The sequence below is a fragment of the Streptomyces sp. NPDC079020 genome (genome assembly GCF_044542225.1).
Classification (GTDB): Bacteria; Actinomycetota; Actinomycetes; order Streptomycetales; family Streptomycetaceae; genus Streptomyces.
This window is the reverse complement of record NZ_JBITUB010000009.1, coordinates 162292-187371: the sequence shown is the minus strand read 5'-3', so window position 1 is coordinate 187371 and position 25080 is coordinate 162292. Positions and strand designations below refer to the sequence as shown.

Below are 25080 nucleotides of genomic sequence, written 5' to 3'. Positions count from 1 at the left end.
GAGTGCACGTTAGGAGCCACCCGGACCGGGCGCACACGGGCCGGGCCCGTCCGGGTCACGCCCATGTGCTGAACTGTCCCGGAACCATCTGATTCAGGAGCCTTTTGTGAGCAGCTACCGGCAGCCCGGCGTCGTCTTCACCGACCGTCATTTCACGGTCCCGCTCGATCACAGCGACCCGGGCGGCGAGCAGATCGAGATCTTCGGCCGGGAGGCGGTGGCGTCCGGCCGGGCCGGTGAGCAGCTGCCGTGGCTGCTCTACCTGGAGGGCGGCCCCGGGTTCGGCGCCCGCCGGTTCGTCGGTGCGGAGGCATGGCTCGGCCGTGCCGTACGGGAGTTCCGGGTGCTGCTGCTCGACCAGCGCGGCACCGGCCGGTCCACCCCGGCCAACCGGCAGACCCTGCCGCTGCGGGGCGGCCCCCGCGAGCAGGCCGAGTACCTCGCCCACTTCCGCTCGGACAGCATCGTCCGCGACTGCGAGCTCATCCGCCCGCAGCTGACCGGCGGCGCGACCTGGACCGTGCTGGGGCAGTCCTACGGCGGATTCTGCGCCGTACGCTACCTTTCGGCCGCCCCCGAAGGACTCGAAGCCGTACTGATCACCGGCGGTCTGCCCGCGCTCGACGCCCACGCCGACGAGGTGTACCGGGCCGCCTATCCGCGGATCGAGCGGAAGGCCGCCGCCCACTACGCCCGCTACCCGCAGGACGTACGGCGCGCCCGCGAGATCACCGCTCACCTCGCCGAACACCGGCCCGAGAGCGCCGGGCACCGGCTGACGCCCGAGGGGTTCCAGTCGCTGGGCATCATGCTGGGCGGCGGCAGCGGCAGCCACCAGCTGCACTATCTGCTGGAGAACGCCTTCGTCCGCACCCCGCACGGAACCGAGCTCTCCGACGCCTTCCAGGAGGGCATGCGCACGGCCAACTCGTTCGCCGGACATCCGCTGTACGCCCTGATGCACGAGGCGATCTACGGACAGGGCGGGGCACCCACCGGATGGGCCGCCGAGCGGGTCAGGTCCGAGTTCCCGCAGTTCGACGCGGAGGCGGCACTGGCGGGGGAGGGCCCCGTCCTCTTCACCGGCGAGAGCATCCACCCCTGGCACTTCGAGGTGGACCCGGCGCTGCGCCCGCTGCGCGAGACCGCCGCACTCCTCGCGGACCGCACCGACTGGCCGGTGCTGTACGACGCCGGGCGGCTCGCCGTCAACGAGGTCCCGGTCGCCGCGGCCGTGTACCACGACGACATGTACGTGGACACCGGGCACGCGCTGCGCACCGCCGCGTCGATCCGCGGGCTGCGCACCTGGGTGACGAACGAGTTCGAGCACGACGGACTGCGCGCGGGCGGGCCGCGTGTGCTGGACCGGCTGCTCGCGATGGTCAGGGACGAGATCTGACCCCTGCCGCCCGGTGAACGCGGGGGAGCCGGCCGCGCACGGTGTGCGGCCGGCTCCCCCGGGTACGACGGTTTGGCTCCGCCACGCGCGACGGGGCGGACCGGTCCGCACGTGTCACCGCTGGAGTGCCTCCAGGGTGGCGTTCAGGCCGGCGGAGCGCGGGGCGCGGTTGTGCGGGAGCCTGGACAGCACCGCCGCCATCCCGCAGGAGTTGGTCACCGCGGAGAACACCAGGCCGGAGCCTATGCCGGCGGAGAGCCAGCGCGCGGCCGGGAAGCGGAGCCCCGCCACCAGACCCGCCACCACCAGCGAACCGGCGGCGAGCCGGACCTGACGCTCCATCGGCCAGACGGCCCCGGCGCCCGCCGGCCGGTCCAGACCGCGGCCGTCCCCCTCCCAGGCGGAGGTGCCGCCGATGAGGGTCGCCGCGTCGATGTCGGCTCCGGCGAGGATTTCGCAGGCGCGCGTCGATCGGACGCCGGAGGCGCACACCACGAGGAGGGTGCCGCGGGCGGCGGCCGACTTCAGCGCGGCCAGCGCCTCGGGGAGCCGGTCGAGCGGGACGTTCAGGGCGCCGGGGACATGTCCTGAGGCGTACTCGCCGGGGGCTCGCACGTCGATGACGGTGAACTCCTCCAGGCGGGCCGCGGCCTGGGCGGGGGAGAGGGAGGCGGGGCTGGTCACGAGCGGTTCTTCCTTTCGTTCACCGGGGTCGGGAAGACACGCGTCACCCGTTCCCCGGACAGGTTAGAATACCCCTTGGGGTATTCGGAGGAGGATGTGTGGAACTCGACATGGCGGCCGACGAACTGAAGTCGGTCCTCAACCGCCTGCGCCGCGCACAGGGCCAGCTCAACGCGATCATCAGGATGATCGAGGAGGGCCGGGACTGCGAGGACGTCATCACGCAGATGGCGGCGGTTTCGCGGGCCCTGGACCGGGCCGGTTTCGCGATCATCGCCACCGGGCTGCAGAACTGCATGGCGGACGGCTCCGCCGAGCCCGCCGACCGTGACCGGATGCGTGCCCGGCTGGAGAAGCTCTTCCTCTCGCTGGCCTGACGCGGGTGCGCCGCCGGACCGGCGGCGCGCACCGCGCCGGCGGCCCGGCCGGATCATCGAAGGACGGCGTCGATGACCATGCCGAGCGCCACCGCCAGGAGCACCCCGCCGAACACGCGCTGCAGGGCGTCCGTGGACACCTTCGAGGCCAGCCGCTTGCCGTCCCAGGCGCCGAGCACCGCCGCCGCCGTGAAGGGGGCTATGACGGCCCAGTCCAGGGCGGCCGGCGTCGCGAGCCGGGTGACCAGCGCCGCCGTCGAGTTGACCGTGATGACGAGGAGGCTCGTCCCCACGGCGGCGGTCATCGGCACGGCGAGGAACGTGACCAGTGCGGGCACCGCCAGGAAGCCGCCGCCCACTCCGAGGAAGCCGGTCACCGCCCCGAGCCCCGCACCCGCCCCGGCGGCCCGGCGGGCGGGCACGGGAGCGCCGGCGTCGGCGGCCGGGGGCAGCGGACGGGGCCGGAGCATCCGGACCGCGGCCACCGCCGCGAGCGCGGCGAACGCCACCGTCAGCACCACCGCCGGAATCCGTACCGACAGTGCCCCGGCGACGGCCGCCGGGACGATGCCCGCGGCCGCGAAGAGCGCGCCCGTACGCCACCGGACCGCGCCGTCCCGGGCGTGGGCCAGCAGGCCGGTCAGCGAGGTCGCGATCACGATGAGCAGCCCGGCGGTGGTCGCCGCGGCCGGGCTGAAGCCGAGCGGATAGATCAGCGCGGGAACAGCGAGGACGCTGCCCCCGCCGCCGAGCCCGCCGAGCGCGAGGCCGACCACGGCCCCGGCCCCGGCCGTCACGGCCAGGATCAGCGAGGTCATGCGACGACGGCCATCAGGCCCGCCGCGTGTGCCGCACCGGACCCGTCGTCGGCGGCCACCACCTCGCCCGGCGGTATCTCGGCCGGCCGCCCGGGGAGCTGATGAATGGTGTCGACGAAGAACACGACACGCTCCTTTCGTACGATGTACCCCCAGGGGTATCTCTCGAACAGCCTAGCATTGATACCCCCGGGGGTATTTTTCGCCCCAGTGTGTCGGCTCGGCGCGGGCTCCGCCCACGTGGATAGCCTGCTGGCATGACGCAGCGACAGCTCGAACCCATGCCCACCGACTGGCAGCGTGCCCTGGCCGTTGTCGCCCATCCCGATGACCTGGAGTACGGAGCGGCCGCCGCGGTGGCGGGCTGGACCGACGGTGGCCGGGAGGTCTCCTATCTGCTCGCCAGCCGTGGTGAGGCCGGCATCGACACGCTCCCCCCTGCGGAGTGCGGCCCGGTGCGGGAGCGGGAGCAGCGGGAGAGCGCGGCAGTGGTCGGGGTGCGGGCGGTGGAATTCCTGGACCACCGGGACGGCGTGATCGAGTACGGCATCCGGCTGCGCCGCGAGATCGCCGCGGCCGTTCGCCGCCACCGCCCGGAACTGGTGATCACGCTCAATCACCGTGACACCTGGGGCGGGGTCGCCTGGAACACCCCCGACCACCGGGCGGTCGGGCGGGCCGCGCTGGACGCGGTCGCGGACGCGGGCAACCGGTGGATCTTCCCCGAGCTCGTGGAGCAGGGGCTCCGGCCGTGGGACGGGGTGCGCTGGATCGCGGTCGCGGGCAGCGACCGGCCCACGCACGCGGCCGACGCCACGCAGGGCTTCGAGCGCTCCGTCCGGTCGCTGCTGGCGCACCGCACGTACATCGAGGCGCTGACGGAGGAGGATCCCGAGGCGTACTGCCGTACGTTCCTGGGCGGTGCGGTGCGCTCCGTCGCCGAGCGGTTCGGCGGGACTCCCGCCGTCCCCTTCGAGGTCTTCGCCCGCTGAGGCGCCGGCCCGCCGGGTCGCGGGCCGACGGAGTCGTCCGCGGCGACGGACCGGCGCGGCAGGGTCTCACCGTCCATGTCCGTGATGCCGCGGCGCTCGCGGCCCAGGACCTCCGGGGTCCGCAGGACCTGCCCGCCGACGGCTATGTCCTCGGCATCGGCGCGGGCCGCATCGTCCTGGCGGGCAAGGACACCACCGGCACGTACTACGCCGCCCAGGCCCTTCGCCAGATCCTGCCGCAGCACCGCCGACGCCCGTGCGCCTCCTCTGGCGCGGGGGGACCGGCCCCGCACCGCAGATCGCCGAGGTGATCGTCGGGTAGGGACCGGGCCCCGGAAGCGGGGGCGGGGCGCCCGGCTGTACGCGGTGGGCCCGCCCCCGGTACGCCGCGTTTGCCCGGCCGATTGACAAACCGGCTTGCTGATTCTGCAATGGGGGCATGAAGGAACACGACCGGGACGACCCGGAACTGGATGCCGTACTCACCGGTGTCGGACCCCGGCTGCGCAGGCTGCGCACCGACCGGGGGGTGACGCTCGCGGCCCTCTCCGCAGCCACCGGAATCTCCGTCTCCACCCTCTCCCGGCTGGAGTCCGGCGGGCGGCGCCCCAGTCTGGAGCTGCTGCTCCCGATCGCCCGCGCCCATGAGGTGCCGCTCGACGATCTCGTCGGCGCGCCGCCCGTCGGGGACCCGAGGGTCAGGGCCAAACCGATCGTGCACGGCGGGAAGACCGCGCTCCCGCTGACCGGCCGGCCGGGCGGTCTCCAGGCGTACAAGGTGGTGCACGAGTCCGCCTCCGGGGATGTGCCGGCGCAGCGCACCCATGAGGGGTACGAGTGGCTGTACGTGCTCTCCGGGAAGCTGAGGCTGCTGCTGGCCGAACACGATCTGGTGCTGGAGCCGGGGGAGGCGGCCGAGTTCGACACCCGGCTGCCGCACTGGTTCGGGCCCGTGGGCGACGAGCCGGTGGAATACCTCAGCCTGTTCGGGCCGCAGGGCGAGCGCATGCATGTCAGGGCCAAGCCCAAGAGAGGCTGAGGCGGGCCGGCGGGGCGGGTGCGCCGGCCTTCCCGAGGTGTTCCCAGATCGGCAAGCGACCGCTTAGTATGCGCCGGAGCGGTGGTAGTGCGAGCGATGGCCGACGCGCGGCGGTCATGCGCGGGCGCCGTGAGCAGGTAATGCCGACAGTGTTGTGGAGGCCCCTCATGCAGGCATGGCGAGTGCACCGGAACGGCGAGCCGGGCGAGGTGATGCGGCTCGACGAGACGGAGCGGCCCACGCCCGGCGAGGGCCAGGTGCTGATCCGGGTGCGGGCGGCCAACGTCAACTTCCCCGACGCGCTGCTCTGCCGGGGGCAGTACCAGGTGCGTCCGCCGCTGCCCTTCACACCGGGTGTGGAGGTCTGCGGCGACACCGAGGACGGGCGCCGGGTGCTCGCCACCCCCGCCCTTCCGTACGGCGGCTTCGCCGAGTACGTCGTCGCGGACGAGGCGGCCCTGCTGCCCGCGCCCGGCTCCCTGGACGACGCCGAGGCGGCGGCCCTGCACATCGGCTACCAGACGGGCTGGTTCGGGCTGCACCGCCGCGCCCGCATCGAGGCGGGCGAGACCCTGCTCGTGCACGCGGCGGCGGGCGGCGTCGGCAGCGCCGCCGTACAGCTCGGCAAGGCGGCCGGCGCCACCGTCATCGGCGTCGTCGGAGGCCCGGAGAAGGCCGCGACCGCCCGGGAGCTGGGCTGCGACCTGGTCATCGACCGCCGCTACGAGGACATCGTGGCGCGGGTCAAGGAGGCCACCGGCGGACGGGGCGCGGACGTCGTCTACGACCCCGTCGGCGGCGATGCCTACGCCAGGTCCGTGAAGTGCGTCGCCTTCGAGGGACGCGTCCTCGTCGTCGGCTTCGCGAGCGGAGTCGTCCCCGCCCCGGCGCTCGGCCACGCCCTCGTCAAGAACTACTCGATCGTCGGGCTCCACTGGGGTCTGTACAACACCGAGGACCCCGCCGCGGTCCGCGCCTGCCACGACGAGCTGACCCGGCTCGCGGCCCAGGGGGTCATCAGGCCGCTGGTCACCGAGCGTGCCGCGATGGCCGGTGCGGCGGCCGCCGTCCAGCGTGTCGCCGACGGCGCCAGCACCGGCCGCATCGTCGTCCTGCCGACGGGAGCCGCCCGGTGACCACCGCCCCCGACGCGGACGAGATCCGCCGCCGCACGAGCGAACTGCTGTCCGCGTACCCGCCGGCCACCACGGACCGCACCGTATTCCTCAAGGCCCGCTTCGACGCGGGGCTGGCCTGGGTCCACTGCCCGGCCGGACTCGGCGGGCTCGACGCGCCGCGTTCCCTCCAGCCCGTCGTCGACGCCGCGCTCGCCGCCGCCGGGGCTCCCGGCAACGACCCGCGCCGCATCGGCATCGGTCTGGGCATGGCGGCCCCGACCATCCTCGGGTTCGGCACCGACGAGCAGAAGCAGCGCTTCCTGCGGCCCCTGTGGGTCGGCGAGGAGGTGTGGTGCCAGCTGTTCAGCGAACCGGGTGCCGGATCCGACCTGGCCGCCCTCGGCACCCGGGCCGTCCGGGACGGGGCGGACTGGGTCGTCGACGGGCAGAAGGTCTGGACGTCCAGCGCCCATGTGGCCCGCTGGGCGATCCTGATCGCCCGCACCGACCCGGACCTGCCCAAGCACCGGGGCATCAGCTACTTCATCTGCGACATGACCGACCCCGGTGTCGAGGTGCGGCCGCTGCGCCAGATCACCGGCGAGGCGGAGTTCAACGAGGTCTTCCTCACCGGCGTCCGAATCCCGGACAGCAGGCGGCTCGGCCCGGTGGGCGAGGGCTGGAAGGTCGCGCAGACCACCCTGATGAACGAGCGCGTCTCGATCGGCGGAGCCCGGATCCCGCGCGAGGGCGGCATGATCGGCCCGGTCTCGCGGACCTGGCGCGAGCGCCCGGAGCTGCGCACCCACGACCTGCACCAGCGCCTGCTGACGCTGTGGGTGGAGGCCGAGGTGGCCCGGCTCACCGGCGAGCGGCTGCGTCAGCAGCTCGTCGCCGGGCAGCCCGGCCCCGAAGGATCGGGCATGAAGCTCGCCTTCGCCCGCCTCAACCAGGAGATCAGCGGTCTGGAGGTCGAACTGCTGGGCCAGGAGGGCCTGTTGTACGGCGACTGGACCATGCGCCGGCCGGATCTGGTCGACTTCACCGGCCGCGACGCCGGGTACCGCTATCTGCGCGCCAAGGGCAACTCCATCGAGGGCGGCACGAGCGAGGTACTGCTGAACATCGTCGCCGAGCGCGTGCTCGGACTGCCCGCCGAACCGCGCAACGACAAGGACGTCGCCTGGAAGGACCTGTCCCGATGACCGAGCCGAACCAGCCCGCCGCCACCCCCGACCTGCTCTACTCGCAGGACGAGGAGGACCTGCGGTCCGCCGTGCGCTCCCTGCTGGCCGACCGGGCCGGCGCATCGGCGGTGATCGCCGCCACCGAGTCCGGCACGCCGTACGACCCGCGGCTGTGGAAGGCGCTCGCCACCGGCATCGGCGCCGCCGGACTCCTCGTACCGGAGACGCTGGGCGGGCAGGGGGCCTCGCACCGGGAGGCCGCCGTGGTCCTGGAGGAGCTCGGCCGCAGCGTCGCCCCCGCGCCCTTTCTGACCAGTGCGGTCGCGGCGACCGGCACGCTGCTCGCGCTGGGGGACGAGGACGGTCCGGTCGCCGGGCTGCTCGGTGAGCTGGCCTCCGGCCGCGCGACCGCGGTTCTCGCCGTGCCGTTGGCCACCCCGCCCTCCGGAGCGCTCACCGGGGCGGTGACCGCGTCGGCTGGCGTCCTCGACGGGACGGTGCGCGGGGTGGCCGACGCCCTCGCCGCCGATGTGCTGCTGGTGCCCACCGCCGAGGGCCTGTACGCGGTCCGGACGGCCGGGGACGCGGTTGCCCTGGAGCCGCTCGTCGCCCTCGATCTCACCCGCCCGCTCGCCGCGGTCACCCTGACCGGCGCCACCGGGACCCTGCTCGCCGACGGGGCCACCGCCGACCGTGCCGTACGGCACGGGCTGCTCACCGGCGCCGGGCTGCTCGCTTCCGAACAGCTCGGCCTCGCCGAGTGGTGTCTGACCGAGACCGTGCGGTACACCCGTGAACGGCACCAGTTCAACCGGCCCGTGGGCTCGTTCCAGTCGCTCAAGCACCGGATGGCGCAGCTCTGGCTGGAGGTCGTCTCGGCCCGCGCCGCCGCCCGCAACGCCGCCGACGCCCTCGCCACCGGCAGCCCGGACGCCCCGCTCGCGGTCGCCGTGGCCCAGGCGTACTGCTCGAAGGCCGCGGTGCACGCCGCCGAGGAGTGCGTGCAGTTGCACGGCGGGATCGGGATGACCTGGGAACACCCGGCGCATCTGTATCTGAAGCGGGCGAAGGCCGACTCGATCGCGTACGGCACCGCGGGCAGCCATCTCGGGACGGTGGCCGGGCTGGCCGGACTCCCGGCGCCCTGAGGGCTGTCCGCGGCCCCTGCGCAGGGGCCGGCGAGCGGGGGTACGCGACCGCGTATCCCCGCATCGCCGTGCCGGGGAAGGTCGCGGGGAGAAGGGCGGGCGAGCGGGCGGAGCCGGCCGGGTGCGGGCGGGGTGGGCGAGGCTCTTTACGTGCTGTTTAATTGCGATCAGTTCGCAATAACATTCGATCTTCAATAGGGATGTGCAGTATGACGGCCCGATCGGTACGGGGAGCGGTCGCCACCACGCTGGCGGCCGTGCTGTCGATATCCGCGGCGGCCTGCTCGAATCCGGGGAGTCCGGGCGGCGGCGCGGGTTCCGGCTCCGCGGACTCGGCCGTCGTCGGCATCGCGTACGAGCCCGACAGCCTCAGCCCGCTGCTCGGCTACGGCAAGGACGGCAACTCCAAGATATTCGACGGGCTGCTCGCCCTCGACGGCGCGATGACGCTGCGGCCCGCACTCGCCACCGCCCTGCCCGAGGTCAGCGACGACGGGCTCACGTACACCTACCGGCTCCGCAAGGGCGTCACGTTCAGCGACGGCAAGCCGTTCGGCGCGAAGGACGTCGTCTTCACCTACCGCACGATCCTCGACGAGAAGACGAACAACGCCTCGCGCACCGAACTGGACGCGGTGAAGACCGTCGAGGCGGTCGGCGACGACAGCGTCGTCTTCACCCTGAAGTACCCCTACGCGCCCTTCGCCCAGCGCACCGTCCTGCCCATCGTCCCCGAACACATCGCGGGCAAGCAGGACGTGAACACCGGCGCCTTCACCACCCACCCCATCGGCACCGGGCCCTATCTGCTCACCAAGTGGTCCAAGGGCGAGAAACTGAGCTTCAAGGCCAACCCCGGATACTGGGGCGGCGCACCGAAGATCAAGAAGTTCACCATGGCCATCATCAAGGACGACGACGTGCGCGCCACCCGGCTGCGCTCCGGCGACCTCGACGGCGCGATCCTGCCGCCCAACCTCGCCAAGGGCTTCAAGGGCGAGGGCAGGAAGACCTACGCGGCCACGACGTACGACTACCGCACGGTGACCCTGCCGACCCACAACAAGGTCGCCGGTGACACCGCCGTCCGGCGCGCGCTCGATGTCGCCGTCGACCGGCAGGCCATGGTCGACTCCATCCTCAACGGCGAGGGCAGGCCCGCCTACGGGCCCGTCCCCACCGACAGCGAGTGGTTCACCGAGGGAACCGAGCGCCGCCACGACCTCGCCGCCGCGCAGCGGATCCTCGACGCGGCGGGCTGGAAGCCGGGCAAGGACGGCATCCGCACCAAGGACGGGGTGCGCGCCGCCTTCCCGCTCTGGTACCTCACCGGTGACAAGCTCCGCCAGGAACACGCCCTCGCCTACGCCTCCGACGCCAAGAAGGCCGGCATCGACATCACCGCCGAGGCCGGGACCTGGGAGGTCATCGAGCCCCGGATGAAGCAGGACGCCGTCCTCGCGGGCGGCGGATCGCCCGCCGACCCCGACTTCGACCAGTACACCCTGCTGAAGTCCTCCCTCGCGGGAGACGGCTTCAACAACATGGCCTGGTACGACAACAAGGCCGTCGACACGGCCCTCGAAGCGGGCCGCCGGAGCGGTGACAAGGCCGCCCGCAAGGCGGCGTACGACACCGTCCAGCGGGAACTGGTCAAGAACCCCGGCTACACCTTCCTCACCCACATCGACCACCTCTACGTCGTCGACGACCGGTTCGGCCCGCTCACCACCCAGGTCGAACCGCACGACCACGGTCTGGCCTCCGGCCCCTGGTGGAACGTCGAGAAGTGGAACTCCGGAGGCACGGAGAAGTGAGCCACCGCCTCCCCTGGGGGCCGATGGCGCGGATGGCGGGACGGCGGGCGCTGTTCGCCGTGCCCGTCCTCGGCGTCGTCACCTTCGGCGTGTTCGCCGTCGCCGCCGCGTCCCCCTTCGACCCCGTCAAGGCCTACGCGGGCACCGCGGGCCTCACCGCCTCGCAGGAGAACCTCGACCAGCTCCGCGCCAACCTCGGCGTCGACCAGCCCCTGACCGCCCGCTGGTGGAACTGGCTCACCGCCGCGCTCCGGGGCGACTTCGGCGACTCCAGCGTGATGCGCCAGCCCGTCGCCGATGTCATCGGCGAACGCATCGGCTGGTCCGTCCTGCTGGCCGCCACCGCTTTCGCCGTCGCGATCCTGCTCGGCACGGGCCTGGGCGTCCTGGCCGCCCGCCGGCCCGGCGGCTGGCTCGACCGCTGTGTCAGCTCGGCCGCGTACACCCTGGAAGCCGCCCCGGCCTTCTGGCTCGGGCTGCTGGCCATCTGGTTCTTCGCCCTGAAACTGGACGTCCTGCCGGCCGGCGGACTCACCGACGCCGCCAGCGACACGGTCACCTTCGGACAGGTCGCCTCCCATCTGGTCCTGCCCGCGGCCGTCCTGGGGATCTCGCAGCTGCCGTGGTTCTTCCTGTACGTACGCCAGGGGGTCGCCGACGCCCTGGACGAGGACCCGGTACGCGGCGCCCGCGCCCGCGGACTGCGCGGGCGCACCGTGCTGCTCGGCCACGGCCTGCGCTCCGGCATGCTGCCGATGCTCACGCTGATCGGCTCCCGGGTACCCGAACTCATCACCGGCGCACTCCTCGTCGAGACGGTCTTCAGCTGGCCCGGGATCGCCGCGGCCACCGTGGAGGCCGCGACCTCCGTGGACTTCGCGCTGCTCGCCGCCCTCACGGTGCTCGCCACCGCGGCGGTGCTGCTGGGCAACCTCCTGTCCGATCTGCTGTACGGACTCGCCGACCCGAGAGTGGGCTTCGATGGCTGAGGCCGTGCTCGCCTCCCCGCGCCGCGCCGGCCGCCGCGTCCGGGTGATCACCTCCGCGGTGGTCGTGACCGCCGTGCTGCTGGCCGTCCTCGTCGTTCCTCCGCTGGCCCAGCTGGACCAGCAGGCCGTCGATCTCTCCGCCAAGCTGCGGCCTCCCTCCCTCGCCCATCCGTTCGGTACGGACGACGTCGGCCGGGATCTGCTGCTGCGCTGTGTCTACGGACTGCGCGTCTCCCTGCTCGTCGGGCTGGTCGCCGCCCTCACCGCCACCGTCATCGGCACCGCGGTCGGCGCGCTCGCCGCGGCGTTCGGCGGCTGGACGGACCGGGTCGTGATGCGGCTGGTGGACACCTTCTCGTCCGTACCGCACCTGCTGCTCGGCATCTTCGTCGTCGCGATGTTCCGGCCCGGTGTCTGGCCGGTGATCGTGTCCGTGGCCCTGACCCACTGGCTGTCCACGGCACGGATCGTCCGCTCCGAAGTGCTCTCGCTGCGCTCGCGCCCCTTCATCGACGCGGCGGTCTCCGGGGGCGCCTCGCGGGGACGGGTCATCGTCCGCCACCTGCTGCCCGGAGTGCTGCCGCAGGCCGGGCTGGCCGCCGTACTCATGGTCCCGCACGCCATGTGGCACGAGTCGGCGCTGTCCTTCCTGGGCCTCGGTCTGCCCGCCCACCAGGCGAGCCTCGGCAACCTCGTGCAGTCCGCACGCGGATCGCTGCTCGCCGGTGACTGGTGGCCGACGCTCTTCCCCGGACTCTTCCTGATCATTCCGACGCTCGCCCTGGCGGGCCTCGCCGGTGCCTGGCGCGAGCGGATCAACCCGCGCCGCCGATCGGAGCTGATGCTGTGACCCGCTCACCCGACACCCGGCCCCCGGTCCTGTCCGTACGGGGGCTCTCCGTCCGCTTCCGGCTGAGCGGCAACCGGCACATCGCCGCCGTCACCGACGCCCGCTTCGACCTCGCGGCCGGGGAGTGCCTGGCGCTGGTCGGTGAGAGCGGCTGCGGCAAGTCGGTGCTCGCCTCCGCCCTGCTCGGGCTGCTGCCCGCCAACGCCCGCAGCACGGGCAGCGCCGTCCTCGACGGGGACACCGATCTGCTCGCCGCGGACGAACGCACCCTCGCCCGCTCCGTACGCGGCCGGCGCATCGGACTCGTCCCGCAGAGCCCCGCCGCCCATCTCACCCCCGTACGCACGGTCCGCAGCCAGCTGGAGGAGACCCTCCGCGAGCTGACGGGCGTGCGCGGACCCGCGCTGCGGGGGGCGGCGGAGGCGGCCGCCTCCCGTGTCTCGTTCCCCGCCGGCCACCTCGACCGCTACCCGCACCAGCTCTCCGGCGGCCTCGCCCAGCGCGCCGCCACCGCCCTCGCCCTGATCGGCGACGCACCGCTGCTCCTCGCCGACGAACCGACCACCGGGCTCGACCGGGACCTGGTGGAGCGGACCGTGGACGAACTGCGCCGCCACACCGACGGGGGCCGGGCGCTGCTGCTCATCACCCACGACCTGGCGGCCGCCGAACGGATCGCCGACCGGGTGGCCGTGATGTACGCCGGCCGCATCGTCGAGATCGCCGACGCCGGCCGCTTCTTCGGACGGCCCGGACCCCGGCACCCGTACGCACGCGGTCTGCTCGACGCGCTGCCGGAGCGGGACTTCGCGCCCATCCCCGGCATGCCGCCGGAGCTGGGCGCGCTGCCGGAGGGGTGTGCCTTCGCCGCCCGCTGTGCCCGCGCCGACGAGCGCTGCGCGCAACTGCCCGCGTTCGACGGGGCGGTCGCCTGCCATCACCGGCTGCCCGACGACCGCCCGAGCAAGGAGCGGACCGATGCTTGAGCTCACCGGCATCACCGCCGGATACGAACCGCGCCGCCCCGTCGTCCGGGACGTCTCCCTGAGCGTCGCCACGGGCGAGGCGGTCGCCCTGCTCGGCCCGAGCGGCTGCGGCAAGTCCACCCTGGCCAGGGTCGCCGCCCTGCTGCACCGCCCCGAGGCCGGCACGGTCACCCTCGGCGGCGAGCCGGTACGCGGCTGGCGGCACCGCGCCCCGAGGGAGCAGCGGACCGCCGTCGGCGTCGTCTTCCAGCAGCCCCGCCTCTCCGCCGACCCCCGGCTGAGCCTGCGCGAACTCATCGCGGAGCCCCTGCGTGCCACCGGGCGGCGCGGCGAAGTGGCGGAGCGGGTGGGTGAGCTGGCCGCGAGGGTCCAGCTGAGTGCCGAACTGCTGGAGCGCCGCCCGCACGCGGTGAGCGACGGGCAGCTGCAACGGGCCTGCCTCGCCCGTGCCCTGGTCCTGCGGCCGCGGCTGCTGATCTGCGACGAGATGACCGCGATGCTCGACGCCTCGACGACCGCCGCCCTGGTGGCCGTCGTGGAGTCCTACCGCGAGGAGTCCGGTGCGGCTCTGCTGGCGGTGGGTCACGACCGGGTGCTGCTGGAGCGCTGGTGCGACCGAATCGTCCGCTGGGACGAAGGGGCCGGGACGGGCGGGCGGCCGGAGGGCGCGTGACGCCGCCGCGGTGACCGGCGACCCGCGCCGGACGACGGGCCCCGGCCTTCCGGCACCCGGGAGCCGCGGGGGCCCGAAGAGCGGGGGAACGGCAGACGCAGCGAGGCCGAAGGGCGGACGACGACCGCTCCAACTCTTGGCAGGTACCTGCCGTAGAGGTGGTGCGCGCCCCCATACTCGGTCGGGTCCCACCCCACCGCTCTCCTTCTCCCACCGCTTCAGGAGATCCCATGGCCATGGCACACCTGACCCGCCGCAGAGTCGTCACCACCGCGCTCGCCACGGCAGCCGCCGGTGCGGTCCTCCCCATCGGTGCGGCCGCCGCCGCTGCCGGCACCCCCGGCCGCCCCCACGGCCCGCGTCCCCTGCGCCACGCCCACGCACACAACGACTACCTCCACCCCCGGCCGCTCCACGACGCGCTCGGACACGGCTTCACCAGCGTCGAGGCGGACGTGTTCCTGGTCGACGGTGAACTGCTCGTCGCCCACGAGGCCACCGACCTGGACCCCGCGCGCACCCTCGCCTCGCTCTACCTCGACCCGCTGCTCGCCCGGGTCCGGGCGAACCACGGCAGCGTCCACCCCGGGGACCGCCGCCCGGTGCAGTTACTGATCGACATCAAGGCCGACGGCGTCGCCGCCTACCTCGAACTCGACCGGCAGCTCCAGCGCTGCCGCCGGATGCTGACCCGCTACAGCCACGGCCGGGTCCGTACCGGAGCGGTCACCCCCGTCATCTCCGGCGACCGCGCCGCCCGCGCCCCCATGGAGGCCCAGCGCACCCGGTACGCCTTCTACGACGGCCGGCCCGAGGACCTCGGCACGGCGGCGAGCGCCTCCCTCATCCCGCTCATCAGCGGCAACTGGACCCAGTCCTTCGGCTGGCTGGGCACGGGCCCCTTCCCCGCCGCCGAGCGGCAGCGGCTCGCGGCGCTGGTGAACACCGCCCACCGCGGCGGACAGCGCGTCCGCTTCTGGGCCACGCCCGACCTCCCGGGACCCGAGCGCGACGCCGTCTGGACCGAGCTGCTCGCGGCGGGGGTGGACCATCTGAACACCGACGACCTCGCGGGTCTCGAACGCTTCCTGCGCGCCCGGGAGTGACCACCGTCCGGCGCGACTGACACACCTCCGCCGTGTCTACCCGTTCGGCGGACACGCCGGCGCGCCGAACGGCTCCTCCGCTGCGCCACACTGGCCGCCGAATGCCGCAATTCAGGCGCGGCGGAGGAGGTTGGCCATGGCCATTTCGATCTCACTGGTGCTGCTCATGCTGATCCTCGCGGTGATCTTCCTGCGCAACGGCGGACTGAAGATCTCGCACGCGCTGGTCTGCGCCCTGTTCGGGTTCTTCCTCGCGGGCACGAGCATGGCGCCGACCATCCAGGAAGGCATCGTGGCCACCGCGAACGTGGTCGGCAGCCTGAACCCCTGACCCGGCCCGGCGGTCTGTGGCGGTCCGGCCGCCCCGGCGGCCCGTTCGTCGGAGCACGGCCGGATCCCGCACAATGGGGCAATGTCTTTCCCGCCTCCCGGACGGCACTCGGGCGCCGCCCACCACGAGTACTGCAACAACGGGCTCTGCTGCCGGTGCCAGATGCGGACCTGGTCGGCCAAGGTGGGCAACGAACGCCTCTGCGGGCCGTGTGCCTCCTGCTGCCGCGACTGCGGCCGGGCTCCCGCGCCCCAGCTGGACGGACTCGACGACGGACTCTGTGCCGAGTGCCGCGGTCTGTGCGGCCGCTGCCGGACACCGAGGCGGCCCGACGGCTCCTGCGAGTGCCGGAGGTGGCGCGAGGGCGCGAAGGGGAACCCGCCGCGCTACGTCCTCCAGGCCCTGCCGCCCGCACTCATGCAGGCCTTCGGCGGCCGTGTGCCGCAGTCCGTCCAGGAACTCATCCACCAGGAACTCGGCCGGCGCACCGCCGGAGCGCTCCGCGAACGCATCGAGCGCCGCTGGAACCTCCGCTGGGCCCACGCCCTCAACGAGAAGGACGAGGAGGGCCGGCGCCGCTGGAGTGCCGAGGAGATCGCCGACCGGCTGCTGCGGCCGGGGCAGTGCTCCGACCCGCAGTGCGAGGACGGCCACCTGATCACCACCGACGCGCCGTGCGGCCGCTGCCGCCGTCCCACGCACCGCTTCGTCACCTCGGTCGCCGACCGCACCGCCACCCCGGAGCACGCCCGGTCGGCCGCGGCGGGAATCCGCCGGGCCATGCTGGAGAACCGGTCGCAGCACAAGCGCCCCCGGCGCTGAGCCGCCCCGTGACGGACCTCCTCAGCCGCCCACGAGCCGGGAGCGGATGAGGAAGCGCACCCCCTCCGGCGCCTCCAGCGAGAACCCGCTGCCGCGTCCCGCCACCACATCGACGATCAGCCGGGTGTGGGCCCACACCTCGTGCTGGCTCCTCGACATCCAGAAGGGCACCGGCTCGGCGACACCCTCGACGGCGAGCTCCGCGAGCAGCACATCGGAGTTCCCGGTACGGAACTCACCGACCCGGTAGCACATGGGCGCGCTGCCGTCGCAGCAGCCGCCGGACTGATGGAACATCAACGGGCCGTGGTCCCCCCGGAGTCGCCGCAGCAGACCGGCGGCGGCAGGGGTGAGCTCCACGGCAGCGGCGCCCGGAACACTGTTCATGTATCGGTCCTTCCCCGACCGGTCACGGACCGACGAAGTCAACTCCGCCTGACGTTGCGGAAAGGTTGCACGCCCTATGCTCGCGACATGGAGCAGAGGGAAGTTGTGAAGCGCGTGATCGGCATCCTCACCGAGGCCGGGGAGATGCAGCGGCTGCTGGAGGCGGACCTGGACCGGGACGATCTGGAAACCGGCGCCGGTGCCGTGACGGCCCTGCTGAACGAGACGATGCCGCACATCTCCATCCCCGAGGACTTCTCCGTCGAGGAGGTGGTCAGCGTCGTCGGGCGCGAGGTCGGTGGTGCGGTCGAGCAGCTCGTGGGGGCCTTCACGCTCGCCTTCACGATGCTGGCGCAGGTGCACGACTCCGGGCAGACGGACGTGACCTCGACCGATGTGCTGCGGGACCTCGCGCTCCGGGTCGAGGCGGGCGGCCCCGACGACGACCCGGGGTCCGTGCTGTAGGCGCCGGGATGCGGTGGCGCCGGGGCTTTGGTTCGCTGAGGACGTCGGACCACGACGAGGGTGGTCCCTACCGTCCGAGGAGCGACGATGAGCGGTGTCGACGAACCGGCGCACCTGGCCCGGCGGATGCGCGAGAAGGCCCGGCAGCTGACCGAGGCCGCGGAGCGCGCGACGGATCCGCAGGAACGGCAGCGCCTGGAGAAGAAGGCCCGGACGATCCGTGACCGCAGCGAGCGGCAGAGCGGGACCGCCGGCGCGGACGTCCACCCGACGAAGTAGCCGCCGCGCGGAGCCCGCCGCGGCCCGGGGTGCCCCGGCGGAGCCCGCTGCTGCCAGGGGTGTCCCGGCGGATCCAGGACATCACCGGCCGGCTGACGAGGTCCACTCCAGCAGCCGGTCGGCGGTCCACGACGTGATGACACGCTCCACGGGCACCCCGCACTCCTCGGCGCGCGCACAGCCCAGGATCTGCCAGTCGAGCTGGCCCGGGGCGTGCGCGTCCGTGTCGACCGCGAACAGCACACCCGCCCCGACGGCCCGGCGGAGCAGTCGGCGCGGCGGATCCAGCCGTTCGGGACGGCAGTTGATCTCCACGGCGGTTCCCGCCTCGGCACACGCGGCGAACACCCGGTCCGCGTCGAACTCCGACTCCGGCCGGCCCCGGCCCGAAACGAGCCGCCCGGTCACATGGCCCAGCACATCGGCGTACGGACTGCGCACCGCCGTCTCCAGCCGCCGGGTCATCGCCCGCGCCTCCATGCGCAGCTTGGAGTGCACCGACACGACGACCACATCCAGCCGCTCCAGCATGTCCGGTTCCTGATCGAGCGATCCGTCCGGCAGGATGTCGCACTCGATGCCGGTGAGCAGCCGGAACGGCGCCCACCGCTCGTTCAGTTCAGTTACCGCCTCCAGCTGCTCCCGCAGCCGCCGGGGTGACAGCCCGCGGGCCACCGTCAGCCGGGGGGAGTGGTCGGTGAGCACCGTCCACTCGTGCCCCAGCGCGATCGCCGTCCGCCCCATCTCCTCGATCGGACTGCCGCCGTCCGACCAGTCGGAGTGGACGTGGCAGTCGCCACGCAGCCGGGCGAGCATCGCCTCACCCCCGCCGGTGAGCGGAACAGCGGCCTCCGTCTCCAGCCGGTCCAGATACTCCGGCACCACGCCCTCCCGCGCCTCCCGGATGACCTGGGCCGTGCGGGGACCGATGCCGCTCACCCTCTCGAGCGAGCGGTGCGTCACCCGATCCGCGAGCTCGCTCTCCGGCATCTGAGCCACCGCCCCGGCGGCTCTGCGGAACGCCCGCACCCGGTACGTGGCGGCCTGCGACCGCTCCAGCAGAAACGCGATCCGCCGCAAGGCGGTGACCGGATCCATCAGCACCTCCCGGGCGGGCCCGTGACAGCGGTACTCCGTGGTACGCCCGCAACCAGCATGGCCCGGATCGGGACTCCCCGCCGCCGCGCCCGCGAGGAAGAGCACGCGTCGTGCTTGTCACCGCCCCGCAGGGCGGTGAGGCTGGTGACCGTTCAGCCCGGCCACCGAAACGGGGAGCTCTTCCATGAACCTGATCCGCTCAGCCGTCATGACCGCCGCAGCCGTATGCCTGACCGTCGCCGCACCCGCCATGGCCTCCGCCGCCGCCCCGGCCGCTCCCGCGCCGCCGAAGTTCCTCTCGGCCTCGCAGCTGCCCGCCTCCCTCAGCCCGTGGACCGCCGGTCCGGTGCGTCAGGGACTGCCCGAATCCGGCTCCGTATGCACCGCCGGGATCGCTCCCGCCACCACCACGAGCCACCGCGACTTCCGGACCGAGCTGGACACCGGCGCACGCCAGACGACCACGGTCGCCGCCACCACCGCACAGGCGACGGCCCTGGCCGCCGAGCTCCGCGGCGCGCTCGAAAGCTGCCTGGACCGGCTCAAGGAGCAGGACCCCGGACTGGAGGGCGAGGCCCTCTACCACGGGCGGGTGGATGTCGAGGAGGGCGCCCACATCTACAGCATCGACACCTCGCACCCGGACGTCGGCTCGACCGACATCGGCCTCCACTCCGTCGGCCGCGACGGCCGCACGGTGACCGTACTCGAATGGGGGCAGCTGGGCGATCTCGACGGCGCGCCGCTGGAAGGCTTCAGGACGACGACCGCCACCGCCGTCGCCAAGCTCCACTGAACCCCGTCCGGCACCCGCCGGAAGCCGGCCCGCGAAGATGCGCCGCGGGCCGGCAGTGAGCATGCTGGCTGTGTGACCCGGTACGGTGCGGCCCGGCACACCCCGCGCGATCCGGGCGGGGCTGTGGCCGGGTCAGCGGACGCAGGCCGAGTACCGGACGAGCTGTCCCTGGTGCTCGCGCAGGCTGCCGTGAGCGCGGTCGAGTCCGCGGGCGGATACGCCGGCGGCGTCTATCTGCGCTCCGGGAGGCCCGGACTGCTGCGGCTGGCGTCACTCGCGGGGCTGCCCGGCCCCCTGTTCCGCCCCTGGTGGCGGATGCATGTGAACCGGCCCTTCCCCGTCTCCGAGGCCTACCGCTCGGGCAGACCGGTGCTCCTCGCCGACGCGGAGGAGGCCATGCGCCGCTTCCCGCAGCTGATGGCGGGGCTGCCGTTCCCCTTCGGCTCGCTCTACGTCCCGGTCCTGGCCGGCCGGGGACGGGCGGGCGTTCTGTTCGTCCTGCTCCCCGCCAGGCCCGAGGAGCCGGTCGGACCGACGGTGAGCGAGCGGCTCCAGCAGCCGGCCCGGCGGCTCGGCGCTTCCCTGGCGCGACTGGAGGCGGACGGTTCGCCGTGCCTGTGGGATACCGAGCCGCTGCCCGTCCGGATGCCCGCCGCCCCCGCGCCGCCCCTGCGGATCGGCCGCTTCGACTGGAATCCGGTCGAGGGGACCGTCGATGCCGACGAGGAGATGTGCGCGATCCTCGGCACCACGCCCGCCGCCTTCCCGGGTACCGTCGACGCCCTGGCCGCACGGCTGGTCCCGGAGGACGTGTACGGGCTGTGGGCACTGGCCCGTGAGGCGGCCGAGTCGGCGACCCCCGTCGTCCGCAGAATGCGGTTGCGCGGCCCCGACGGCCGCTCTCACCTGCTGGAACTCTCGGGCCGCCGGGCACACCCGCAGGGAACCGGCACGACGGACCACCTGACCGGCTCCGTGGTCGACCTCGGCGCCGGCCCGCTCGTCGCCGAAGCCGCGGACCGGCTGCCCAGCGGAGTCTTCTCGCTCGACCGGCTCGGCCGGATCACCTATGTGAACCCGCTCGCCGAGGAACTCCTCGCCCGCAGCCGGACGGAACTGGTCGGACGTGTCCTGTGGGAGGTCATGCCGTGGTTCGGGCACCCCGCCTACGAGGACCACCACCGGGCGGCGCTGCTCTCCGACGAACCCGTCCACTTCATGGCCCGCCCCGCTCCCGGCGAACGGCTCTCCGTCTCCATGTACCCGGGCCACGAGGGGGTGACGGTCGTGCTCGGCTCCGCCGACCGGCCCGCCTACGCACCGGAGTCCGTCGTCACACCCGGAGCCGGACTCAGCTCCCCGGCCGACCGGTCCGCCGCTCTGTACCGGCCGGTCGCCCTCGCCATCGCCCTGACCGAGGCGGTCACCGCCCGCCAGGTGTCCGCCGTCGTCACCGAGGAACTGCTGCCCGCCTTCGGGGGCAGACAGCTGGCCATCTACCTGCTGAGCGAACGCCACCTCTACCTCGCCTGGGAGATCGGCTTCCCGAAGGGTTTCCTCGACCGGTTCGACGGTGTGGGGCTCGATGTCCGCATCCCCGGGGTGGATACCCTCACCACGGGCCGTCCCCTCTTCTTCGAGTCCATGCAGCGGCTGGCGGGCGCCTACCCCGGCATCCCCATGGACGCCGACGTGGGAGCACGCGCCTTCCTGCCGCTGATCGCCTCCGGCCGGCCGGTCGGCTCCTGCATCCTCGGCTTCGACCAGCCACGCGGCTTCAGCCCCGAGGAACGCACCGTCCTCACCGCACTGGCGGGGCTCATCGCGCAGGCCCTCCAGCGGGCGCAGCGCTACGACAGCGAGTCGGCGCTGGCCCGCGGCCTCCAGGACGCCCTGCTGCCGCACCGGCTGCCCGCGATCGACGGCGTCGACACCGCCGCCCGGTATCTCTCCGGTACCCAGGGCATGGAGGTCGGCGGCGACTGGTACGACGTCATCGAGACCGGCCAGGGGCTCGCGCTGGTCATCGGGGACGTACAGGGGCACGGTGTGGCGGCGGCCGCGACCATGGGCCAACTGCGCAGCGCCGTAAGGGCCTTCGCCCTCAGCGGGCACGACCCGCAGGAGGTGATGAGCGGGACGAACAAACTGCTCATCGACCTCGATCCGGGCCAGTTCGCCAGCTGCTGCTACGTCGTCCTCGACCCGGTCACCGGCCGCACCCAGGCCGTCCGGGCCGGGCACCCGCAGCCCGTGCTGCGCCACGCCGACGGCACGACGGAGGTGCTCGACCTCTCCGGCGGAGTGGTCCTCGGCATCGACGGCGAGGCGGTCTACCCGGTCACCGAATTCCGGCTCGGCCCGGGAGCGACGCTGGCCCTGTTCACCGACGGGCTCATCGAGCGCGCGGGGACCGACATCGACGAGGGCATCGAGCGGCTGCGCAGCACCATCGCCGAGTTCGGCCCGGCGCCCCTCGGCGACATCGCGGACCGGGTGATCGAGGAGGCGGGACAGGCCGAGGACCGGCCCGACGACATCGCGCTGCTGCTCGCCTCCCGCTGGACGGCGGCGGACTGAGCCGCCGCCGTCCAGCGGGCGCGGAACCTGCCGATGGGCCGACGGGTCAGGAACCGGCCGGGGTGTCCGTCGCCGGGGAGACCTCCGGGGCACCGGAGGCGTCCAGCATCGCGGAGCGGTCCACGACCTTGATCCGCTCGCGGCCCTGCTCCGCGCCGAGCGCCTGCTCGTGCGCGTCCAGGCGGTGCCAGCCCTCACGGGTGGTGTAGCGGACACCGCGCTCGTCGAGGAAGGCGACGACGGCGTCCGGCTCCGGCTGCGCCGGGGCGGGGAGCCGGCCCTCGGCGCGGTCCTCCAGCAGGCAGGCGACCGTCTCGTTGGCATCGCCCTTGGTGTGGCCGATCAGGCCGACCGGCCCCCGCTTGATCCAGCCCGTGACGTACACCGAAGTCATGGGCTCGTCACCGGCGATGACGCGTCCGGCGGCGTGCGGGACGGTGCCGGAGGCCACGTCGAAGGGGAGCTTGGGCAGCTCCTGCGAGTAGTAGCCGACGGCGCGGTAGACGCTCTGCACGTCCCAGTCGGTGAAGGAGCCGGTACCCCGGACGTTGCCGGTGCCGTCCAGCTCGGTGCGCTCGGTACGCAGACCGGCCACGCGGCCGTCCTCGCCCAGGATCTCGACCGGCGACTCGAAGAAGTGCAGGAACAGCTTGTGCGGCCGGTCGCCGGCATCGCGTATCGCCCAGTTCTCCAGCGTGGAGGCGACCATGTTGGCCTGCTTGTTGCCCCGCCGCGTCTCGATGGAGCCCGCGTCGTAGTCGATGTCCTCGGGGTTGACGATGACCTCGATGTTGGGCGAGTGGTCGAGCTCCCGCAGCTCCATGGGGCTGAACTTGGCCTGGGCGGGGCCGCGCCGCCCGAAGACGTGCACCTCCAGCGCCTTGTTGGCCTTCAGGCCCTCGTACACATTGGCCGGGATCTCCGTCGGCAGCAGCTCGTCGGCCGTCTTGGCGAGTACGCGCGCCACGTCCAGGGCCACGTTGCCGACACCCAGCACGGCGACCTTCTCCGCCGTCAGCGGCCAGGTGCGCGGGACCTCGGGGTGCCCGTCGTACCAGGAGACGAAGTCGGCCGCTCCGTAGGAGCCGTCCAGACCGGCGCCGGGGATGTCGAGCGCGCGGTCGGCGTCGGCGCCGGTGGAGAAGATCACGGCGTCGTAGAAGGACCGCAGATCGTCCAGGCCGATGTCATTGGGGTAGTCGACGTTGCCGAAGAGCCGCAGCTGCGGCTTGTCCAGCACCTGGTGCAGCGCTTTGACGATGCCCTTGATCCGGGGGTGGTCCGGGGCCACGCCGTAGCGGATCAGGCCGAAGGGAGCGGGCATGCGCTCGAACAGGTCGATCGACACACCCGGGTCCTGTGCGGCTTCGGATTTCAGCAGCGCGTCCGCCGCGTAGATCCCGGCGGGACCGGCTCCGACGATGGCGACGCGGACAGGGCGTGTCATGGCGTGTTGTTCCTTAGGGCGGGCGAGCGCGGGCAGGGTGCGGCGAGCCGCAGAGGTAAGGCTTGGCTTACCAGTCTCCAACGGACACGTTAAGCCCTGGCGCGCCCGGACGTCGGGCCGGGGTCCCGCGGAGCCTCCCGCCGGCCCACCCGAAGCACCCGGAATCGGCGATATGGGTGATTTGCCGGAATTGATCCCCCGCTTCATAAAAGATCATTCAGGTCTTTTGCCGGTTTCACTCCTTGCGCAAATCACCCTTATCGGACTCAGTGGTGAGCGTCACGTTCCGGGTCCCGGACGCCGTGACGCGCCGCCCGGTTCCCTTCTGTGCCGGGGAATCCGACTTCGCGTCGTGAGATTGCCGACAGGGATTTCCATCAATTGATCTTGCGGAGGAAATGCGATCCGGAATTCAGGGCTTGTTCCGATCAAGATTTCTCGCCTACGGTCACCGTCAATCCGGATGGAACGCCTAATCCTGCCGCCGTCCGGCAATCGAACCTACTCACGTACGGCAGGAGCGGGGGACCCAGGTAAGACGCCGGTCCGGTATCCGGACCGGCTGGGGTGAAGTCGCATTCACATGCGGCCAGGCAGCTCCAGCCTGAACCCGACAGCTCACCTCGCAGGCGGCGGAGAGGAATTCACCATGCCCGAAACGGGCAAGCACCGTCGTTCCACGTCCGCCCGTCTGACCCGCGGTTTCATCGCCGTGGGCACCGGCGGAGCCGCCCTCGTGCTCCCGCTGGCCGGTGCGAGCTTCGCCTCCGCGGCGCCCGTGCAGCACTCCATTGCCGCTGAAAAGGCCATGGCGCCGACTGCCGTATCCGCCAAGGGAATTGCCGCGCAGCAGGCCGGTGTCACGACCCATTCCGTGGTCGCGGGCGATTCGCTTTCCAAGATCGCCCGCAGTTATTCCCTCGGCGGTGGCTGGCAGAAGCTGTACGACGACAACCGAAAGGCCGTCGGCGGCAATCCCGACCTGATTCACCCCGGTCTCGAGCTGTCCATCGGAACCAAGGCTCCGGCGCAGCCCGAGTCCACTGTCTCCGCGCCCGACCGGAGCGAGGGAAGCGACCGCGCCGACCGCTCGCAGCGCACGGCCGCGCAGCCGGCCGCCAACGGCTCCGCCGCCGACGTGGCCACCGGTACGGTCACCCAGGCCGCCGCCACCGGTGCCGGCACCGCCGCTGTCGCGGCCGAGCAGCCCACGGCGTACACGAACGACCTCGACGGCTGGATCAAGGAGTCGCTGGCCGTCATGGCCGAGCACGGCATCCCCGGCAGCTACGAGGGCATCCATCGCAACGTCATGCGTGAGTCCTCGGGCAACCCGCTGGTCGTCAACAACTGGGACTCGAACGCCGCCGCCGGGATCCCGTCCAAGGGCCTCCTCCAGGTCATCGACCCGACCTTCCAGGCCTACCACGTGCCCGGTACGTCGATGGACAGCCTCGACCCGGTCGCCAACATCACGGCCGCGTGCAACTACGCCGCCGACAAGTACGGCTCGATCGACAACGTGTTCGGGGCGTACTGACACCCGGCAGTCTCGGGAACGAGTGGCCGGCCGGCGGGGGGGGGGGGGGGGGGGGGCGGGCCGGCCCCCCCCGCGGCGGGGGGGCGGGGGGCCGGCGGCGCCTTTGCCGCGGGGGGGTGGGGGGGGTATACCGGGGGGTGGGGGGGCCA

The 25080-nt window shown here is 73.0% G+C and carries 27 protein-coding genes and 1 riboswitch; of the genes, 21 read left to right on the top strand and 6 right to left on the bottom strand.

The window, feature by feature from the left end; all coding sequences use genetic code 11:
- The first annotated feature begins 106 nt into the window (after positions 1–106).
- Complete coding sequence (locus ACIGJO_RS20705; protein WP_399960021.1) at positions 107–1402, top strand: alpha/beta fold hydrolase; 1296 nt, start codon at positions 107–109, stop codon at positions 1400–1402.
- A gap of 114 nt (positions 1403–1516) precedes the next feature.
- Here ACIGJO_RS20705 and ACIGJO_RS20700 read toward each other — a convergent pair whose 3' ends face one another.
- Positions 1517–2086 carry a rhodanese-like domain-containing protein gene (locus ACIGJO_RS20700; protein ID WP_399960019.1) on the bottom strand — a complete coding sequence of 190 codons (570 nt, stop codon included), beginning with the start codon at positions 2084–2086 and terminating at the stop codon, positions 1517–1519.
- A 98-nt stretch (positions 2087–2184) separates the two neighbouring features.
- Here ACIGJO_RS20700 and ACIGJO_RS20695 point away from each other — a divergent pair, with 98 nt between their 5' ends.
- Positions 2185–2463, top strand: coding sequence for a metal-sensitive transcriptional regulator (locus ACIGJO_RS20695; RefSeq protein WP_323179569.1), 279 nt, complete (start codon positions 2185–2187; stop codon positions 2461–2463).
- Positions 2464–2516: 53 nt separating this feature from the next.
- Here the strand turns inward: ACIGJO_RS20695 and ACIGJO_RS20690 are convergent, their stop codons facing one another.
- Complete coding sequence (locus tag ACIGJO_RS20690) at positions 2517–3281, bottom strand: sulfite exporter TauE/SafE family protein (RefSeq protein WP_399960016.1); 765 nt, start codon at positions 3279–3281, stop codon at positions 2517–2519.
- Positions 3278–3406: a hypothetical protein gene (locus ACIGJO_RS20685; RefSeq protein WP_399960014.1), complete on the bottom strand. Its 129-nt coding sequence runs from the start codon at positions 3404–3406 to the stop codon at positions 3278–3280. Before ACIGJO_RS20685 ends, ACIGJO_RS20690 begins: the two co-directional genes overlap by 4 nt.
- Before the next feature lie 132 nt (positions 3407–3538).
- On the opposite strand from ACIGJO_RS20685, the gene ACIGJO_RS20680 reads away from it, so the two are divergent.
- The 14 genes from ACIGJO_RS20680 to ACIGJO_RS20615 all read left to right on the top strand — a co-directional run bounded on the left by ACIGJO_RS20680 (position 3539) and on the right by ACIGJO_RS20615 (position 16339).
- A complete protein-coding gene (locus ACIGJO_RS20680; protein ID WP_399960012.1) occupies positions 3539–4273 on the top strand; it encodes a PIG-L deacetylase family protein in 735 nt (244 codons plus the stop codon).
- The gene (locus ACIGJO_RS20675) at positions 4183–4584 is read left to right on the top strand and encodes a glycoside hydrolase family 20 zincin-like fold domain-containing protein (protein ID WP_399960269.1); all 402 of its coding nucleotides are present in this window, start codon (positions 4183–4185) and stop codon (positions 4582–4584) included. The genes ACIGJO_RS20680 and ACIGJO_RS20675 overlap by 91 nt, the downstream gene beginning before the upstream one ends.
- Before the next feature lie 128 nt (positions 4585–4712).
- The gene (locus ACIGJO_RS20670; RefSeq protein WP_399960010.1) at positions 4713–5312 is read left to right on the top strand and encodes a helix-turn-helix domain-containing protein; all 600 of its coding nucleotides are present in this window, start codon (positions 4713–4715) and stop codon (positions 5310–5312) included.
- A 167-nt stretch (positions 5313–5479) separates the two neighbouring features.
- The gene (locus ACIGJO_RS20665; protein WP_399960008.1) at positions 5480–6448 is read left to right on the top strand and encodes an NADPH:quinone oxidoreductase family protein; all 969 of its coding nucleotides are present in this window, start codon (positions 5480–5482) and stop codon (positions 6446–6448) included.
- A complete protein-coding gene (locus ACIGJO_RS20660; protein WP_399960006.1) occupies positions 6445–7635 on the top strand; it encodes an acyl-CoA dehydrogenase family protein in 1191 nt (396 codons plus the stop codon). Before ACIGJO_RS20665 ends, ACIGJO_RS20660 begins: the two co-directional genes overlap by 4 nt.
- Positions 7632–8765, top strand: a complete 1134-nt coding sequence (locus ACIGJO_RS20655) for an acyl-CoA dehydrogenase family protein (RefSeq protein ID WP_399960004.1) — start codon at positions 7632–7634, stop codon at positions 8763–8765. The genes ACIGJO_RS20660 and ACIGJO_RS20655 overlap by 4 nt, the downstream gene beginning before the upstream one ends.
- 209 nt (positions 8766–8974) lie before the next feature.
- Entirely contained in the window at positions 8975–10582 is a 1608-nt protein-coding gene (locus tag ACIGJO_RS20650) for an ABC transporter substrate-binding protein (protein WP_399960002.1), read from the top strand.
- 23 nt (positions 10583–10605) lie between these two features.
- The gene (locus ACIGJO_RS20645; protein WP_399960267.1) at positions 10606–11571 is read left to right on the top strand and encodes an ABC transporter permease; all 966 of its coding nucleotides are present in this window, start codon (positions 10606–10608) and stop codon (positions 11569–11571) included.
- Positions 11564–12421 carry an ABC transporter permease gene (locus ACIGJO_RS20640; protein ID WP_399959999.1) on the top strand — a complete coding sequence of 286 codons (858 nt, stop codon included), beginning with the start codon at positions 11564–11566 and terminating at the stop codon, positions 12419–12421. The genes ACIGJO_RS20645 and ACIGJO_RS20640 overlap by 8 nt, the downstream gene beginning before the upstream one ends.
- Positions 12418–13407 carry an ABC transporter ATP-binding protein gene (locus ACIGJO_RS20635; protein ID WP_399959997.1) on the top strand — a complete coding sequence of 330 codons (990 nt, stop codon included), beginning with the start codon at positions 12418–12420 and terminating at the stop codon, positions 13405–13407. The genes ACIGJO_RS20640 and ACIGJO_RS20635 overlap by 4 nt, the downstream gene beginning before the upstream one ends.
- Positions 13400–14080, top strand: a complete 681-nt coding sequence (locus ACIGJO_RS20630) for an ABC transporter ATP-binding protein (protein WP_399959995.1) — start codon at positions 13400–13402, stop codon at positions 14078–14080. Before ACIGJO_RS20635 ends, ACIGJO_RS20630 begins: the two co-directional genes overlap by 8 nt.
- Before the next feature lie 236 nt (positions 14081–14316).
- On the top strand, positions 14317–15186 hold the full coding sequence (locus ACIGJO_RS20625) for a phosphatidylinositol-specific phospholipase C/glycerophosphodiester phosphodiesterase family protein (RefSeq protein WP_399960265.1): 870 nt from the start codon (positions 14317–14319) through the stop codon (positions 15184–15186).
- 136 nt (positions 15187–15322) lie between these two features.
- On the top strand, positions 15323–15517 hold the full coding sequence (locus ACIGJO_RS20620; protein WP_399959993.1) for a hypothetical protein: 195 nt from the start codon (positions 15323–15325) through the stop codon (positions 15515–15517).
- Between the two features lie 81 nt (positions 15518–15598).
- Positions 15599–16339: a hypothetical protein gene (locus ACIGJO_RS20615; protein WP_399959991.1), complete on the top strand. Its 741-nt coding sequence runs from the start codon at positions 15599–15601 to the stop codon at positions 16337–16339.
- Positions 16340–16360: 21 nt separating this feature from the next.
- Here ACIGJO_RS20615 and ACIGJO_RS20610 read toward each other — a convergent pair whose 3' ends face one another.
- A complete protein-coding gene (locus ACIGJO_RS20610) occupies positions 16361–16726 on the bottom strand; it encodes a DUF779 domain-containing protein (protein ID WP_399959989.1) in 366 nt (121 codons plus the stop codon).
- Positions 16727–16813: 87 nt separating this feature from the next.
- Between ACIGJO_RS20610 and ACIGJO_RS20605 the strand changes: the two genes are divergently transcribed.
- Together ACIGJO_RS20605 and ACIGJO_RS20600 are read left to right on the top strand one after the other, a co-directional pair.
- Positions 16814–17191, top strand: coding sequence for a hypothetical protein (locus ACIGJO_RS20605; protein WP_399959987.1), 378 nt, complete (start codon positions 16814–16816; stop codon positions 17189–17191).
- 87 nt (positions 17192–17278) lie between these two features.
- Positions 17279–17470, top strand: coding sequence for a DUF6381 family protein (locus tag ACIGJO_RS20600; protein ID WP_399959985.1), 192 nt, complete (start codon positions 17279–17281; stop codon positions 17468–17470).
- 81 nt (positions 17471–17551) lie between these two features.
- Here ACIGJO_RS20600 and ACIGJO_RS20595 read toward each other — a convergent pair whose 3' ends face one another.
- Positions 17552–18568, bottom strand: a complete 1017-nt coding sequence (locus ACIGJO_RS20595; protein ID WP_399959983.1) for a PHP domain-containing protein — start codon at positions 18566–18568, stop codon at positions 17552–17554.
- A gap of 184 nt (positions 18569–18752) precedes the next feature.
- Between ACIGJO_RS20595 and ACIGJO_RS20590 the strand changes: the two genes are divergently transcribed.
- A complete protein-coding gene (locus ACIGJO_RS20590) occupies positions 18753–19364 on the top strand; it encodes a hypothetical protein (protein WP_399959981.1) in 612 nt (203 codons plus the stop codon).
- A 72-nt stretch (positions 19365–19436) separates the two neighbouring features.
- Entirely contained in the window at positions 19437–21944 is a 2508-nt protein-coding gene (locus ACIGJO_RS20585) for a SpoIIE family protein phosphatase (protein WP_399959979.1), read from the top strand.
- 46 nt (positions 21945–21990) lie between these two features.
- Here the strand turns inward: ACIGJO_RS20585 and ACIGJO_RS20580 are convergent, their stop codons facing one another.
- Positions 21991–23391 carry an FAD-dependent oxidoreductase gene (locus ACIGJO_RS20580; protein ID WP_399959977.1) on the bottom strand — a complete coding sequence of 467 codons (1401 nt, stop codon included), beginning with the start codon at positions 23389–23391 and terminating at the stop codon, positions 21991–21993.
- Positions 23392–23850: 459 nt separating this feature from the next.
- Positions 23851–24036: riboswitch (cyclic di-AMP (ydaO/yuaA leader) on the top strand.
- Positions 24037–24040: 4 nt separating this feature from the next.
- On the opposite strand from ACIGJO_RS20580, the gene ACIGJO_RS20575 reads away from it, so the two are divergent.
- Positions 24041–24931 (top strand): transglycosylase SLT domain-containing protein, encoded by an 891-nt coding sequence (locus tag ACIGJO_RS20575; protein ID WP_399959975.1) that lies wholly within the window; start codon positions 24041–24043, stop codon positions 24929–24931.
- Positions 24932–25080: the final 149 nt, after the last annotated feature.

What these genes read in the sequence shown, in the direction of transcription:
- ACIGJO_RS20625 (WP_399960265.1), top strand. Translation starts at nt 14,317, where the DNA reads ATGGCACACCTGACCCGCCGCAGAGTCGTCACCACCGCGCTCGCCACG.
- ACIGJO_RS20590 (WP_399959981.1), top strand. Translation starts at nt 18,753, where the DNA reads ATGAACCTGATCCGCTCAGCCGTCATGACCGCCGCAGCCGTATGCCTG.
- ACIGJO_RS20600 (WP_399959985.1), top strand. Translation starts at nt 17,279, where the DNA reads ATGAGCGGTGTCGACGAACCGGCGCACCTGGCCCGGCGGATGCGCGAG.
- ACIGJO_RS20690 (WP_399960016.1), bottom strand. Translation starts at nt 3,281, where the DNA reads ATGACCTCGCTGATCCTGGCCGTGACGGCCGGGGCCGGGGCCGTGGTC.
- ACIGJO_RS20610 (WP_399959989.1), bottom strand. Translation starts at nt 16,726, where the DNA reads ATGAACAGTGTTCCGGGCGCCGCTGCCGTGGAGCTCACCCCTGCCGCC.
- ACIGJO_RS20620 (WP_399959993.1), top strand. Translation starts at nt 15,323, where the DNA reads ATGGCCATTTCGATCTCACTGGTGCTGCTCATGCTGATCCTCGCGGTG.
- ACIGJO_RS20575 (WP_399959975.1), top strand. Translation starts at nt 24,041, where the DNA reads ATGCCCGAAACGGGCAAGCACCGTCGTTCCACGTCCGCCCGTCTGACC.
- ACIGJO_RS20580 (WP_399959977.1), bottom strand. Translation starts at nt 23,391, where the DNA reads ATGACACGCCCTGTCCGCGTCGCCATCGTCGGAGCCGGTCCCGCCGGG.
- ACIGJO_RS20645 (WP_399960267.1), top strand. Translation starts at nt 10,606, where the DNA reads ATGGCGCGGATGGCGGGACGGCGGGCGCTGTTCGCCGTGCCCGTCCTC.
- ACIGJO_RS20680 (WP_399960012.1), top strand. Translation starts at nt 3,539, where the DNA reads ATGACGCAGCGACAGCTCGAACCCATGCCCACCGACTGGCAGCGTGCC.
- ACIGJO_RS20665 (WP_399960008.1), top strand. Translation starts at nt 5,480, where the DNA reads ATGCAGGCATGGCGAGTGCACCGGAACGGCGAGCCGGGCGAGGTGATG.
- ACIGJO_RS20615 (WP_399959991.1), top strand. Translation starts at nt 15,599, where the DNA reads ATGTCTTTCCCGCCTCCCGGACGGCACTCGGGCGCCGCCCACCACGAG.
- ACIGJO_RS20595 (WP_399959983.1), bottom strand. Translation starts at nt 18,568, where the DNA reads ATGGATCCGGTCACCGCCTTGCGGCGGATCGCGTTTCTGCTGGAGCGG.
- ACIGJO_RS20655 (WP_399960004.1), top strand. Translation starts at nt 7,632, where the DNA reads ATGACCGAGCCGAACCAGCCCGCCGCCACCCCCGACCTGCTCTACTCG.
- ACIGJO_RS20630 (WP_399959995.1), top strand. Translation starts at nt 13,400, where the DNA reads ATGCTTGAGCTCACCGGCATCACCGCCGGATACGAACCGCGCCGCCCC.
- ACIGJO_RS20670 (WP_399960010.1), top strand. Translation starts at nt 4,713, where the DNA reads ATGAAGGAACACGACCGGGACGACCCGGAACTGGATGCCGTACTCACC.
- ACIGJO_RS20650 (WP_399960002.1), top strand. Translation starts at nt 8,975, where the DNA reads ATGACGGCCCGATCGGTACGGGGAGCGGTCGCCACCACGCTGGCGGCC.
- ACIGJO_RS20640 (WP_399959999.1), top strand. Translation starts at nt 11,564, where the DNA reads ATGGCTGAGGCCGTGCTCGCCTCCCCGCGCCGCGCCGGCCGCCGCGTC.
- ACIGJO_RS20605 (WP_399959987.1), top strand. Translation starts at nt 16,814, where the DNA reads ATGGAGCAGAGGGAAGTTGTGAAGCGCGTGATCGGCATCCTCACCGAG.